General features: G+C 62.6%; 9 protein-coding genes. 3 read left to right on the top strand and 6 right to left on the bottom strand.

Features of this window, described 5'->3' with window-relative positions; genetic code table 11:
- Positions 1 to 14 precede the first annotated feature (14 nt).
- Positions 15 to 1,166, top strand: coding sequence for a zinc-binding metallopeptidase family protein (locus IFT59_RS11885; protein WP_082471851.1), 1,152 nt, complete (start codon positions 15 to 17; stop codon positions 1,164 to 1,166).
- 96 nt (positions 1,167 to 1,262) lie between these two features.
- Here the strand turns inward: IFT59_RS11885 and IFT59_RS11880 are convergent, their stop codons facing one another.
- The 4 genes from IFT59_RS11880 to thrC all read right to left on the bottom strand — a co-directional run bounded on the left by IFT59_RS11880 (position 1,263) and on the right by thrC (position 7,554).
- Complete coding sequence (locus IFT59_RS11880; RefSeq protein WP_371816136.1) at positions 1,263 to 4,100, bottom strand: EAL domain-containing protein; 2,838 nt, start codon at positions 4,098 to 4,100, stop codon at positions 1,263 to 1,265.
- A gap of 71 nt (positions 4,101 to 4,171) precedes the next feature.
- Positions 4,172 to 4,783, bottom strand: coding sequence for a GNAT family N-acetyltransferase (locus IFT59_RS11875; RefSeq protein WP_192086917.1), 612 nt, complete (start codon positions 4,781 to 4,783; stop codon positions 4,172 to 4,174).
- 36 nt (positions 4,784 to 4,819) lie between these two features.
- Positions 4,820 to 6,118, bottom strand: a complete 1,299-nt coding sequence (locus IFT59_RS11870) for a M16 family metallopeptidase (protein WP_192077106.1) — start codon at positions 6,116 to 6,118, stop codon at positions 4,820 to 4,822.
- 41 nt (positions 6,119 to 6,159) lie between these two features.
- Positions 6,160 to 7,554, bottom strand: coding sequence for a threonine synthase (gene thrC, locus IFT59_RS11865; RefSeq protein WP_062453612.1), 1,395 nt, complete (start codon positions 7,552 to 7,554; stop codon positions 6,160 to 6,162).
- A 149-nt stretch (positions 7,555 to 7,703) separates the two neighbouring features.
- On the opposite strand from thrC, the gene IFT59_RS11860 reads away from it, so the two are divergent.
- Complete coding sequence (locus tag IFT59_RS11860; RefSeq protein WP_192087162.1) at positions 7,704 to 8,261, top strand: PilZ domain-containing protein; 558 nt, start codon at positions 7,704 to 7,706, stop codon at positions 8,259 to 8,261.
- Between the two features lie 127 nt (positions 8,262 to 8,388).
- Positions 8,389 to 11,181 (top strand): autotransporter outer membrane beta-barrel domain-containing protein, encoded by a 2,793-nt coding sequence (locus IFT59_RS11855; RefSeq protein ID WP_192086916.1) that lies wholly within the window; start codon positions 8,389 to 8,391, stop codon positions 11,179 to 11,181.
- On the opposite strand, the gene IFT59_RS11850 is transcribed toward IFT59_RS11855, so the two are convergent.
- Both IFT59_RS11850 and IFT59_RS11845 read right to left on the bottom strand, forming a co-directional pair.
- Positions 11,178 to 11,864, bottom strand: a complete 687-nt coding sequence (locus IFT59_RS11850) for an HAD family hydrolase (protein ID WP_192086915.1) — start codon at positions 11,862 to 11,864, stop codon at positions 11,178 to 11,180. The two genes, IFT59_RS11855 and IFT59_RS11850, sit on opposite strands and share 4 nt — an antisense overlap.
- 112 nt (positions 11,865 to 11,976) lie before the next feature.
- Positions 11,977 to 13,614 (bottom strand): Na+/H+ antiporter, encoded by a 1,638-nt coding sequence (locus IFT59_RS11845; protein ID WP_174195763.1) that lies wholly within the window; start codon positions 13,612 to 13,614, stop codon positions 11,977 to 11,979.
- Between the last annotated feature and the right edge of the window lie 104 nt (positions 13,615 to 13,718).

The raw sequence follows: 13,718 nt of genomic DNA, 5'->3' as shown, positions 1-13,718 counted from the left end.
TAGCGGATCTGTCCATGCGCCTCTTCGACTGCGATCACTGCGGCCAACCGGTTTATTTCGACAATCGCAACTGCGTCCACTGCGGTTACAAACTGGCTTTCGTTCCGGAAAAGCTCGCCATCATGGCTCTGGAGCAGGACGAAATGGTTGCGGGTCCCGACGCTCCCGTGGCGGACCCGACCTGGCACCTGTTCGGCGACCTCGACAGCAAGGTGCGGCTCTGTGCCAACAGCAGCCTGGATATCTGCAACTGGACGGTCGTTGCCGAGGACCCCAACCCGTTTTGCCCGGCTTGCCGGCACAACCGCCTGGTGCCTGACGCCTCGACCGAGGAGGGGCTCGACCAGTGGCGTCGCATCAGCCAGGCGCAGCGCCATCTGTTCTATTCGCTGATGAAATGGAACCTGCCGCGCACCAACCGCGAAGAAGATCCGCAGGGCGGCCTCGTCTTCGATTTCCTGATCGACGAGATCCAGCCGGATGGAACGGTGAAGCCCGCCATGACCGGCCACGAAGACGGCCTCATCGCCATCCGCGCTGCCGAAGCCGACGACGCGACCCGCGAGCAGATCCGAATATCCATGAACGAGCCTTATCGCACGATGCTTGGCCATTTCCGCCACGAGACCGGCCACTACATCTGGGACAAGCTTATCCGCGACGGCGGCAGGACCGATGCATTCCGCGCCGTGTTCGGCGACGAGACGATGGATTATGCCGACGCGTTGCGCCGCAACTACGAAGAAGGCCCGCCGGTTGGCTGGCAACAGTCCTATATCAGCACCTATGCGAGCTCGCATCCGTGGGAGGATTTTGCCGAAACCTTCGCCCACTACATCCATATCGTCGATACGCTGGAAATGGCACGCGCCTACGGCTTGTCGATCGATCCGAGACGCCACGGCGAACTGGCGGCAGAAGTTGCGTTCCAGCCCTACGAGGCAGCGAGCGCCGAGCAGCTCGTTCGGGCGTGGATTCCGTTCAGCATGGCATTGAACAGCATCCACCGCGCCATGGGTGTGCCGGATCTCTATCCGTTCATCCTCGCCCCGGCGGTCACCACCAAGCTGCAGTTCATCCACGACATGATCCAGGAAAACCGCCGTCAGCATCCGGGCGCGACTTGGGAAGCCATGAGCGGCGCCGCGATGGCAACGGCTGTGTGATCAGGCTCTATGCAAGCGGACGGGCCTGACATCAGGCCTGTCGGGCTGCTCGTCTCCCTCATCCCCGCCACAAGGGCAGGATGAGAAAGTCGGAACTCAAGCCCGTTTCGTCAGCGGAAACCGTTCTTTCAGCAGTCGGCCAATCGCATCCGTCGTCGCCGGCGGGCCGAACAGGTAGCTCTGGCCGAAATGGCAGCCCATCTTGGCAAGTTCCGCCGCGTCTTCGTCGGTCTGAATACCCTCAGCCACCACGTCCATCTCGAGCGCCCGCGCCATGGCGATGACCGAGCGCAGCAGCACTGCGCGCTTGTCGGTTGCATCGCGCACCAGCGACTGGTCGAGCTTGATCGTGTCGAACGGGAACTGCGTGAGATAGCCGAGCGAAGAGTAGCCGGTACCGAAGTCGTCGAGCGCGAGGCTGAGGCCGGTCTCTTTGAGCTTGGCCAGAACAAGACGCGCCTGCTCCGGGTTCTCCATCATCAGAGACTCCGTCAGCTCCAGCTTGAGCTGGCCCGGTGCCACCTGCGTCCTCTGCAGCAATGCCCGGACGTCATTGTAGAGATCGGCGTTCAGGAGCTGCGCACTCGAGACGTTGACGGATACGAAGATCGGCAGCGAACCGGTTTGTGCCTGCCAGGACGTGAGGTCTGAGGCCGCCCGTTCCATCGCAAAGAGGCCGAGAGGGCCGATCAGGTCCGACATTTCGGCGATCGGAATGAATTCGGAGGGCGGAATGCTACCGCGTTTGGGATGTTCCCAACGCATCAGCGCTTCGAAGCCGGCGATCTCGCCATCCACAAGCCGGATGATCGGCTGATAGGCGAGTGTCAGTTCGCGTCGCTCGATGGCGCGGCGAAGGTCAGTTTCGATCTGCAGACGATCGGTGCCGGTCGAGCGGAATGCCGGACGGAACGGTTCGACGCGATTGCCGCCGGCGCGCTTGGCCCGGTACATCGCCAGTTCCGCATCGGCGAGAAGTCCCGGGGCGCTTTCCTGCTGATCTACCCAGGAGGCTAGGCCGATCGAGGCGGTGAGGACGATCTCGCGATTGGCGAAGTTGATCGGCACCATGATTGCCTTGGACACCGCATCGGCGAAATCCGCGACCTTGCCCGGGTCCCGCTCGGACACAAGGATGAGGCCGAACTGGTCGCCGGCAAGCCGTGCCAGCGTATCCTGTGGCTTCAAGAGACGACGCAGGCGCCGCGTCAGCGCGATCAGAATGTTGTCGCCTGCGGCAATTCCAAGCGAGTCGTTGACCTGCTTGTAGCGGTCGATATCGATCGCCATGACGGTTGGGCGCAGATGCCCGTCGCCGGGTGCCAGCGTCAGTACCGATTGCAGACGGTCGAGGAACACCTGGCGGTTCGGCAACCCGGTCAGGTTGTCATGCATCGCGTCCTGCAGCAGACGCTCGATCGAGTTCTTCTGCTCGGTCACGTCGATGACGGTGCCGACGCAGCGGATGATTTCGCCGTTTGAGCCGAGCACCGGCCGTGCGCGGATCTGCAGCCAGTGGAAATGCCCGTCTTCCGCGCGAATCCGGAATTCGTGGTTCAACCGGCCGCGGCGATGTTCCAGCAGCACGTCCAGCGTGGCGCGGAACCGGTCGCGGTCATCGGGATGAAGCCGCGGCAGCCAGTTGCGCACCGGCCCGTGCATCGAGCCTTGCTCGAGGCCAAGCCGCGTCGAGATGTCGGGCGTAGTCACCACGCGGTCGCGCGCCACATCCCAGTCCCACACGGTGTCGCCCGAACCGGTCAGCGCCAGCGACTGCCGCTCCAGATCGGAAAACAGACCCTGCTGGTAGGCGCCGCCGGCAAAGGCGTGCTGCATCACGGTAAAGCCGATCAGAAGCACGATCAGAACCAGTCCGCCGCCAAGCGCCGGCTGCACGATGTCGTTGTCGAGCTGGCCGGTCACCGTCAGCCATCCCCCGAACAGCCAGACCAGCAGCAGCGCCCAGGTCGGCACCAGAAGGATGGCGCGGTCATAGCGGTTGAAGCCGAGATAGACGATCAGGAGGATGCCGACAGTACCCGTCAACGCAAACGAAAGCCGCGCGATACCGGATGCGACAGACGGATCGTAGATCGCCACACCGCCGAGGAGCACGAGGCCGGCCACCCAGGCAAGCGTCGCATAACCCAGGTGCACGTGCCAGCGGTTGAGGTTGAGATAGGTGAACAAAAAGATGACGAGCGACGAGGCAAGCGCCACTTCGGCTGCGGCACGCCATATTCGCTCGTCGGACGATGTCACGCTGATGAGCTTGTCGAGAAACCCGAAGTCGACGCAGATATAGGCAAGCACCGCCCAGGCAAGGGCTGCCGCCGCCGGCAGCATGGATGTTCCCTTGACCACGAACAGGATGGTCAGGAACACCGCAAGCAGACCGGCAATGCCGAGCACGATGCCCTTGTAGAGCGTGAACGAGTTGACCGAATCCTTGTAGGCATCCGGTTGCCAGAGATAGATCTGCGGCAGCGCCGGCGTCGAAAGCTCGGCGACGAAGGTGATCGTGGCGCCCGGATTGAGCGTGATGCGGAACACGTCGGCATCGGGGCTGGCGATACGGTCGAGCGCAAACCCTTCGGATGGCGTGATAGAGATGATGCGCTGCGAGCCGAGATCCGGCCAGAAAACCTTGGAATTCACCAGCCTGAAATGCGGCGCGACGATCACCCGCTCCAGCTGCTCTTCGGAAACGTTGGAAAGCGCGAACACTGCCCAGTCGCCCTGGTGCGACGGCGAAGACGCGCGCACCTCGATGCGGCGACGGATACCGTCGGCAGCAGCGGCTGTGGAAACCTGAAAGGCCTCGCCCTGGTTGGCGTAGATGTCGGTCGTGCGGGTCAGGTCGAGCGCGGTGTCGTCGCGCGAGATTTTCACCGGCTCGGCCGCCTGTGCAAACGTCGCCGCCGCAAGAAACATCAGGACAGCGGAAACGATTCCAAGAACCGACGGCAGGCGCGGCATGGCCGAGAAACTCATGTGACGCAGCATCATGTGTTCAGCATTTTCGCAAATTCACCATCTTCTGGCAGTCGGGAGAAAATCACGTGGTCGCGCCACTCGCCATTGATCTTGAGATATTTCCGCAAAAGACCTTCCCGCTCGAATCCGGCCTTTTCGAGAAGCCGGATGCTTTTCCAATTGTCCGGAATACAGGCTGCCTCGATCCGGTGCAACTGAAGTCCGCCGTAGATGTAGGGGATAGCCATCTCCAATGCGGCCAACATATGGCCTTGGCCCGAATGTTTCTCGCCCATCCAGTAGCCGACCATGCAGCTCTGCGACGCGCCGCGGCGGATATGGCCGATCGTCAGGCCCCCCAAAAGCTCCATCGTGTCGCGGCGGAAAAGCAGCATCGGCATGGCAACGCCTGACGCATGTTCCTGGGTGGCGCGCACCACGCGGGCCCGAAACGCCGATTCCGTCAGCTCGTCAGGACGCCAGGTCGGCTCCCACGGCTGCAGGAACGCCCGGCTTTGCGACCGCAGCGTCATCCAGGCCTTGTAGTCGGCATAACGCGGCAGGCGCATGATGTGGCCCTCGCCTGAGATCTCCGGTGTGTCCGGATGTCGCGATAGGAACCGAAACACGGACTTGGCCATGGTGCTTGTGTGCTCCGGGCAGGGCAGGCGGCTTGATCAGCCGGCCGCCTTTTTGGTTGTCACGCCTGGTGAGGAAAGCGACGCCGCGATCTCTTCCATCGACGGCAGTTGTGCGATCGGCCCAACCGCCGAAAGCGTAGGCACCGTGTCGAAGAACAGACGTCCGGCAAGATCGGTCAGCCGCTGGGTGGTGATCCCCTCCAGCCGTTCCATCATCTCGTCATTGGGGATCGGCTTGCCGTAGAGCATCATCTGGCGGGCGATCTGGCCGGCGCGGGCGGCAGGGCTTTCCTGGCCCATCAGAAGCTGGGCACGGATCTGCGCACGTGCCCGGTCGATTTCCGCCTGATGGATCGTCTCGGACGCCTTGCGCAGCTCTTCGACGACGACAGGCACGAGGTTCGGCAACTCGTCGCCGTTGGTCGCCGCATGGACGCCGAAAATGCCCGTATCGGAAAAGCCCCAATGGAATGCATAAACCGAATAGCAAAGGCCCCGACGCTCGCGCACTTCCTGGAACAGCCGCGAGGACATGCCGCCGCCGAGGATGTTGGCGAGAATCTGCGAGCAGTAGAAGTCCCGCTGGTGATAGGCCTTGCCCTCGAAGCCGATCAGCAGCTGGGCATCCATCAGGTCGCGGTCTTCGCGGGTGTCGCCGCCGATATAATGGGCGGGCTCGAGAACGGGCGTCGCACTCGGCATGGTCGGCAGGCTGGCGAACCGCTCCTCGACCTGCTTGCAGAACACCTGGTGGTCGACAGCGCCGGCCGCGACGATGAACATCCGGTCGGTCGTATAATTGCGCGAGAGATAGCCGCGGATCTGCGGCGGCGTGAACCCTTTTACCGTCTCCGGCGTGCCGAGAATGGCGCGCCCGATCGTCTGGCCGCGATAGGCGACTTCGGAAAAGCGGTCGAACACCACGTCGTCGGGCGTGTCGTTGGCCGCGCCGATTTCCTGCAGGATGACGTGCTTTTCGCGGCGCAGCTCTTCCTCGTCGAATTCCGATTCCGTCAGGATATCGGCAAGGATATCGACCGCGAGCGGCACGTGGTCCTTGAGCACCCTGGCATAATAGGATGTGGTTTCGGTCGAGGTCGCGGCATTGAGCTCGCCGCCGACATCCTCGATCTGCTCGGCGATATCGCGGGCGGTCCGCCTCGCCGTACCCTTGAACGCCATATGCTCGAGAAGATGCGCGATGCCGTGCTCGTTCTCGGTCTCGTTGCGGGCACCGGACTTGATCCACACGCCGAGCGCGACGCTCTCCAGGTGTGGCATGGTCTCGGTCACGACTGTGAGCCCGGAGGGGAGCCGGGTGATTTCAACATTCATATTCACGTCTTCGCGTCTTTCCGGCACTGCCGATAACTGGCTCAGTTGGCCCGTGCGTGGTCGCCGATGAATGTTTCAACGGCCTTCAGCTCGGCGTCCAGCGTATCGAAGCGCTCCTCCCTGTGCATCAGATCAGCGAGCCATGATGGAAGTGCCGGATCAATTCCGCAAGCGGATTTTACCGCCGCCGGGAATTTGGCGGGGTGCGCCGTGGCCAATGTCACCATCGGGCTGCCGGGTCGAGCGTTCTTCTGAGCCACGAAAACACCGGTCGCCGTATGCGGGTCGAGCAGGTATCCGGTGGCTTCCAGCGTCTCACGGATTGTCTCGGCAACCTGCTCCTGCGTGGCGCGGCCGGCGCGGAATTCGCGCTTGATCGCCTTCAGCGCTTCCGGCTTGATTTCGAACGCACCCGATTGCTTCAGGCTCGCCATGGATGAGCGCACGGCGCTCGGATCGCGGCCATAGGCTTCAAACAGAAGCCGCTCGAAATTCGACGAGATCTGGATATCCATCGACGGCGACGTGGTCGCCATCACCCCCTGCATCTCGTAGCGCCCGGTCTTCAGCGTGCGGGCAAGAATGTCGTTGTCATTGGTGGCGATCACCAGCCGGTCGATCGGCAGGCCCATTTTCTTGGCCACGTAGCCTGCAAAAATATCGCCGAAATTGCCTGTCGGCACCGTGAACGATACCTTGCGATCCGGTCCGCCGAGCGAAACAGCAGCTGTAAAGTAATAGACCACCTGCGCCATGATGCGGGCCCAGTTGATCGAGTTGACGCCCGAAAGCTTCACCCGGTCGCGGAAGGCGACATCGTTGAACATCTCTTTCACGATGTTCTGGCAGTCGTCGAAATTGCCCTTGAGCGCCACCGCATGCACGTTGGATGCGGTCGACGAGGTCATCTGGCGCTGCTGCACCGGCGACACCTTGCCTTCGGGAAAGAGGATGAAGATATCGGTCCGGTCGCGCCCGGCAAAGGCATCGATCGCCGCACCGCCCGTATCGCCCGATGTCGCGCCGACGATCGTCGCGCGCTCGCCGCGCTCGGCCAGAACATGATCCATCAGCCGCGCCAGCAGCTGCATCGCCACATCCTTGAAGGCAAGCGTCGTGCCGTGGAAAAGCTCGAGAACGAAATCGTTCGGGCCGGTCTGCACGAGCGGTACGACCGCCGGATGACGGAAGGTCGCATAGGCCTCGTTGATCATGGTCTTCAGCTTGTCGTCCGGAATTTCCCCGTCGACAAAATGCTTGAGGATCTCGAAAGCCACTTCCGCATAGGACTTTCCGCGCAGATTGCGGATGTCCCGCTTGGACAGCTGCGGCCAGTGGCGCGGCAGGTAAAGACCACCGTCGCGGGCAAGGCCGGCCAGCAGTGCATCACGAAAGCCTAGAGCGGGCGCTTCGCCCCGGGTAGAAATGTAGTCCACGACCGATAATCCCCAATCGATTTTTATTCGCGCCGCTGGTATAGACGATTGAAATCTGCGGTGAAAGACTGGAAAACGGCGCTGCGTTACGCCATGAGCATGTTTGGCGCGGCAAGCCGGTCAAAAGGGATGGAACAAGGTTGAGTATTGTGTTTGGCAAGATTTCCCATGGTCTCGTAACGGTATCCCTCCTGACGGCGCTCGCCGGCTGCAACTCGTCCTCTCCGGCGGGTGGCCTTGCGCCGACGGCACAGGCTGAAACCCCGGCGGTGGTGCAGGCCTATTGCCCGCAGGTCGTTCTGCGCGAACAGACGGCGATACGCCAGGAATACGCACGCGGCGGTCAGGATGATCCGCAGAAGCTCGTCTACCAGGCATCGCTGGCCGACGCGACGCGTCAGTGCACGGCAAACGAAACGACGATGACCATCAATGTCGTCGTCCAGGGCCGCCTCGTCGACGGACCTGTCGGTGCGCCGGGCCGCGTGACCCTGCCAATCCTGGTCGAGGTCGTCGATGGCGACAACACGATCTACTCGCAAAAGGTCGCCTATCCGGTCGATCTTCCGGCCGGCGGCACGCAGTTCATCTTCCAGAAGGCGGATGTGCAGATCCCGAACGCGCAGGGCGGCGCATCGCGCTTCACCCGCGTTCGCGTCGGTTTCGACAATGGCGCACCCGCCAAGAAGCCCGCACGCCGCAGCTAAGGCTCATGGTCAAGCGGTTCGGGCGCTGACGGCGCCCGTTTAATCTTCGGTTAACCATAAATCCGTACCCAGTATGTGAAGATCGTCAAGGGCGCGTCGCCCGCGACCATTCGAGACAGGGTTTGGGATGATTGCTCCAGCTATCGTGGCGGACGCGAAGCGGCGTCTGCGGCTTTGCACCGCCATCGTCACGCTGGCAGCGCTCGTTCCCGGCGGCGCATCGGCGCAAACGGTCTGGACCGGCGCCTCCGACAACAATTTCAAAAACGGCGCGAACTGGACAACGGCACCGGATGCCCCAGGCCCATCGGACGCAGCCTCGATCGGCTCCGGCGTCCCGACGGTGTCAACCGGCACGGCCGTCGAGACGCTCGCGGTGTCCGGCGGCACGCTCCACGTCGATGCAGATCTGACAGCGACGAGCGGCACGACCCTGTTCGACATGGGCCGCATGGAGATCTCGGAAAGCGGCACGCTGTCATCAGACGTCACGATGTCCGGCGGCTCCATCAGTAACTCGGGAACGCTCTCCGGTGACCTTGCATCTTCGGGTGGCGAAGTCGTCAACGACGGCACGATCGAGGGCCGCACGACGCTGTCCGGCGATGCGCAGATGACAAATAATTTCGTCGTCACCGATGTCGATGTCGAAGCGACCGCCCGGTTCGTCAACAATTCCGGCGCAACGGCCGGTGCCGTCACCAATTCGGGCACCACCTCCAACGCCGGAACGCTCGCGTCGCTCACCAATACCGGCGGATACTTCACCAACAACGATGGCGGCACGGTCACCGGCGATACGGTGGTCTCGGGTGGCACCGTCACCAACAACTTCGTCGTCACAGACGTCGATGTCGCTGAAACCGCTAGTTTCGTCAACAATTCAGGTGCGTCGGCAGCAGCCGTCACCAACGCGGGCACGGCGTCCAATGCCGGCACTGTGGCAACGCTTGCCAATACCGGCGGCAGCTTTACCAACAACGGCACCATTTCAGGCGCAACCTCACTCGAGGGCGGCACGCTCACCAACAATTTCGTGGTGACGACGGTGGACGTCGCGGCGGCTGCGATCTTCGTCAACAATTCAGGTGCCACGGCCGGCGACGTCACCAATGCCGGCAACGCCTCGAACGCCGGCACGATCGCCTCGCTCACCAATACCGGCGGCACCTTCACCAACAACGACGGCGGCGAAATCACCGGAAGCACCACCGTGACAGGCGGCACGGTCACCAACAATTTCGTCGTCACCGACGTGGATGTCGCGGCTTCCGGCAGCTTCGTCAACAATTCAGGCGCGGCCGCCGGCGATGTCACAAACGCCGGGACCTCATCCAACGACGGCACCATCGCCTCGCTTACGAACACCGGTGGCAGCTTTTCCAACACCGGCGAGATCAGCGGCGATGCGACGGTGACAGGAGGAGTGCTCGTCAACGACGGCACGATCGGCGGCGCGATCGACATCGGCACGGATGGCATGCTGTCAGGCACAGGGGAAATCGGTGGCCTCACCGTCAGGTCAGGCGGCACGCTGTCACCCGGCCCGGGTATCGCGACGCTTGCCGTCAATGGCGATGTCACCTTCGAAGCCGGCTCGACCTATCAGGTGGAAACGGAAACGGACGGCACGTCCGACAGCCTTGCTGCAACCGGGTCCGTCAGCATCGAAGGCGGCACGGTAAAGGTTCTCGCGGGTAGCGGCACTTATTCACCCGCTACGACCTACACGATCATCACAGGCGAAAGCGTTACCGGCGCCTTCGACGATGTCATCACCGACCTCGCCTTCCTGTCGCCCATCCTTGCCTATGGCGCCGACGATGTGACGCTGAGCCTCTACCGGAACGATGTCGATTTCGCCGACGTGGCGAACACCGCCAATACGCGGGCAACGGCCACAGCGGTCCAGTCGCTCGGAACGACAAACGACGTCTTCCTCGGCGTTCTCCAGCAAAACGCCGATGGCGCTCGCGATGCCTTCTCGCAGCTCAGCGGCGAGAGCCATGCCTCGTTGAAAACCCAGCTTCTAAGCGACAGCCGGCTCATTCGGGACGCCATCGTCGACCGCGTCAACGGTGCAGTCCCGATCCGCTCATCGGCCGATGGTGCGACCAGCTTCTGGGCAACCGGCATCGCAGCAACTGGGCAATTGCGCAGCGACGGCAACGCGGCCGGCATCGACAGCCATGCGGCGGGGTTGATCGCGGGCTTCGACGGGCAGGCATCCGATCACTGGCGGCTCGGCGGATTGTTCGGCTACAGCAATGCTTCCGCTGGCAGCGAGGCGGACTGGGAAAGCTATCACGCCGGGCTCTACGCCGCCGCAGAATGGGGCGACGTTGCCCTCACATCCGGCGCGGTCTATTCGGAAAACCGGATCTCCACGTCGCGCAGCGTCGACTTCGGCACGTTCACGGACGATCTTCAAGCCGATTACAGAGGCGCCACCCGCCAGCTGTTCACAGACCTGTCCTGGAAGACAACGTCCGGTCCCGTGACGCTGCAGCCCTTCGCTAGCCTTGCCTATATCAATCTCGACACCGATGGTTTTCGCGAGAGGGGCGGGGCGGCCGCTCTAACGGGAAATGGTGAAACCGACAACATCGCCCTTTCCACATTCGGCCTTCGCTGGTCGGCTGAAATGCCGGTCGAGGACCTGCCGCTCACCGTCTCCGGCATGCTCGGATGGCGCCATGCAATGGGCGACCTGACGCCCGCATCCCGGCTCGCTTTTGCCAGCGGCGGCAGTCCGTTCATGCTGGAAGGCGTAGCCCTGCCGCGCGACACTGCCGTCGTCGAGGCCTCCGTCACGGCGCAGGTTTCAAAATCCGCACGGCTGAAGCTCAGCTATTCCGGCGAGTTTGCCCATTCGCTGACAAGCCATACCGCCAAGGCCAGCCTCGTGGTCCAGTTCTAGATCCCGCCCCATTCGCCGAGTGCTGCGATCACCGCCGGCAGGTCGCTCATGCGCGAAATCACCGTTTCGGCGCCGGCATCCGTCAGCCGGTCGGCATGGCTCGGATAGGTATGCGATGCGCCGGTAAACCCCACCACCCGCATGCCGGCCGTGCGTGCACCATGGATGCCATGGGTGGAATCCTCGATCACCAGGCACCTGTCCGGCTCGACGCCGAACTGCTTTGCGCCGTGCAGAAAAATATCCGGCTTCGGCTTGACGCGGTCGGGACCGAGGTCCTTGGCGGAATAGATATGGTTTTCGAAATAGGGCTTGAGCCCGACCTTGGTCAGCATCATGTCCAGCCGATGGCTCGACGAGTTCGAGCAGATGCAGCGCTGCGTGGTCAGCCGCGATAGCGCGAACTTGACGCCGTCGATGATCTTGACGCTGCGTTCCAGCCGCTGGTCGAGCAGCTTTTCCGATTTGTCCAGCAGCGAGGCCGACAGCGGAATATCCGCTTCCTGTTCCACCTGCAGAAGAATGTTCTTCCAGGTCATGCCGGCGAAGCGCTCGCCCATTTCCTCGACGCTGATCGGATAGCCCGCTTCCGTCAGCAGCCGGGATTCGACCTGTGCCGCGATGATTTCGGAATCGACGAGCACGCCGTCGCAATCGAAGATGATGAGGTCGAAGCCGCTCATGATGGATACTCTTTGATGAAAGAAGGTGAGGGCGATCTACACGAGGGCAGCGCCGGAAACAATGCGGAGGGCGATTTCCTCTACCGCCAAAGCGGCAAGAACACGGCGCGCCTCAGAAACCGTAGCGCGCCTCGGCAAGATCGATCTCGCGAACGAGCTTTCGTGCGATTTCCTCGGAGATCTTGCGCCGGCGGCCAAGCCGGAACAGCTCGTCGCGTTCGGCACGCAGCGCCGCAAGCCTGAACCGCTTGTCGACCTCCTCCATCTTGCGCAACAGCTCTGCCTCATCTCCGAGCTTGGAACGGCCCTCGATCCGCTGCCGGTAGAGTTCCATCAGCCGCGTGCCGACCTCGCCGTAAAGATCGGCATCGGTCCGGCCTTCGCTCATCGCATGCTGCAATTTCTCGATCATTCGGATCGCCGCCTCTGCCGCCGCGATCCGGGCAATATCCTCTTCCTGGAGGTGGTCAGGTTCCGGCGGCAGTTCGAGGTTCTGGAGGAGATACGGAAGACCGATGCTGGCCGCCGTCAGCGACAGGATGATCACCCCGGCTGCCAGGAATATCACCAGATCGCGCGCCGGAAACGATGTGCCGTCGTTCATGGCAAGCGGCAGGGTAAGGATACCCGCAAGCGTGATTGCACCGCGCACGCCGGCAAGCGACATCGCAGCCAGAAGCCGCCAGTGCGGCTTGCGGATCGCCTCTCCGCGACGCGCGGCGCGATACAGGGTAAAGCGCAAGGATACCCACACCCAGGCGAACCGCAGGGCCGCGAGTGCGGTGGTAATCACCGCCACATAGGCGATCAGCCAGATCGGGTGGAGATGGCCAGTCTCCGTCACGATCCGAGCGGCGCCGGAGACGATGCCCGGCATCTGTTCGCCCAGCAGCACGAAGATGATGCCGTTCAGCGCAAACTGCACCGTATCCCACACCGCGTAGCGCCGCATGCGTGTGGCAGCCATCGTCTGGCCGCGCAATTCGGCAAAGCTCATGGTGATGCCGGCCGCAACCGCTGCCAGAATGCCGGAGCAATGCAGGTGCTCGGCCAGAAGATAGGCGCCGAACGGAATGAGCAGGCTGATCAGGATCTGCGCGCCGGGCTCTTCGCCCAGCTTGCGCGACACGTAATACTTCGCCTTCATGACCACGAATGTGGTGCCAAAGCCGATCAGGATGCCGCCGATCGCCACCCAGAGGAATGTGCCCACCGCATCTGCCAGCGAGAACACACCGGTCAGCACGGCGGCCACCGCAAACTGCATGCACACAAGGCCGGACGCATCGTTAAGCAGCGATTCGCCTTCCAGAATATGCATCAGCCGGCCAGGTATCGGCACCCGCGCGGCAATCGCCGAGACGGCGATCGGATCGGTTGGCGACAGGATGGCGGCAAGCGCGAATGCGACCGCAAGCGGTATCGCCGGGATCATCCAGTGGACCAGAAAACCGATCAGGATCACGGTGAACACGACAAGCCCGAGCGCCAGCTCCAGGATCACCGCCTTGTCGCGAAACAGCCCTTCCTTGGGAATTCGCCAGCCATCGAGAAACAGCAGAGGCGGCAGAAACAGCAGGAAGAAGAAATCCGGATCGAGCTGCACCGCAGACCCCGTCACGCCGGCGATCGCGGCCCCGAGCGCGATCTGCACCAGCGGCAGCGGAATGCCAACCGGCGAAAGCCTTGCCAGCGTGCCGCTCAGAACCACGGCGAGAAGCAGGACCAGGGCAATGGTGATGCTTTCCATGGTGGCACTCCTATCCGTTCCGGTTTCGGCCTGAATAGGAAATGGCAATGGATGAGGCAAGGGGCGGGAAGGGCGGTGCGACCTTTACGCCCGGCTCAGTCGTT

The organism is Rhizobium sp. CFBP 8752, from assembly GCF_014842035.1.
In the GTDB taxonomy this organism is placed as follows: Bacteria; Pseudomonadota; Alphaproteobacteria; order Rhizobiales; family Rhizobiaceae; genus Neorhizobium; species Neorhizobium soli.
The sequence above is the reverse complement of the archived record's forward strand: the minus strand, read 5'-3'. Positions and strand labels throughout refer to the sequence as shown.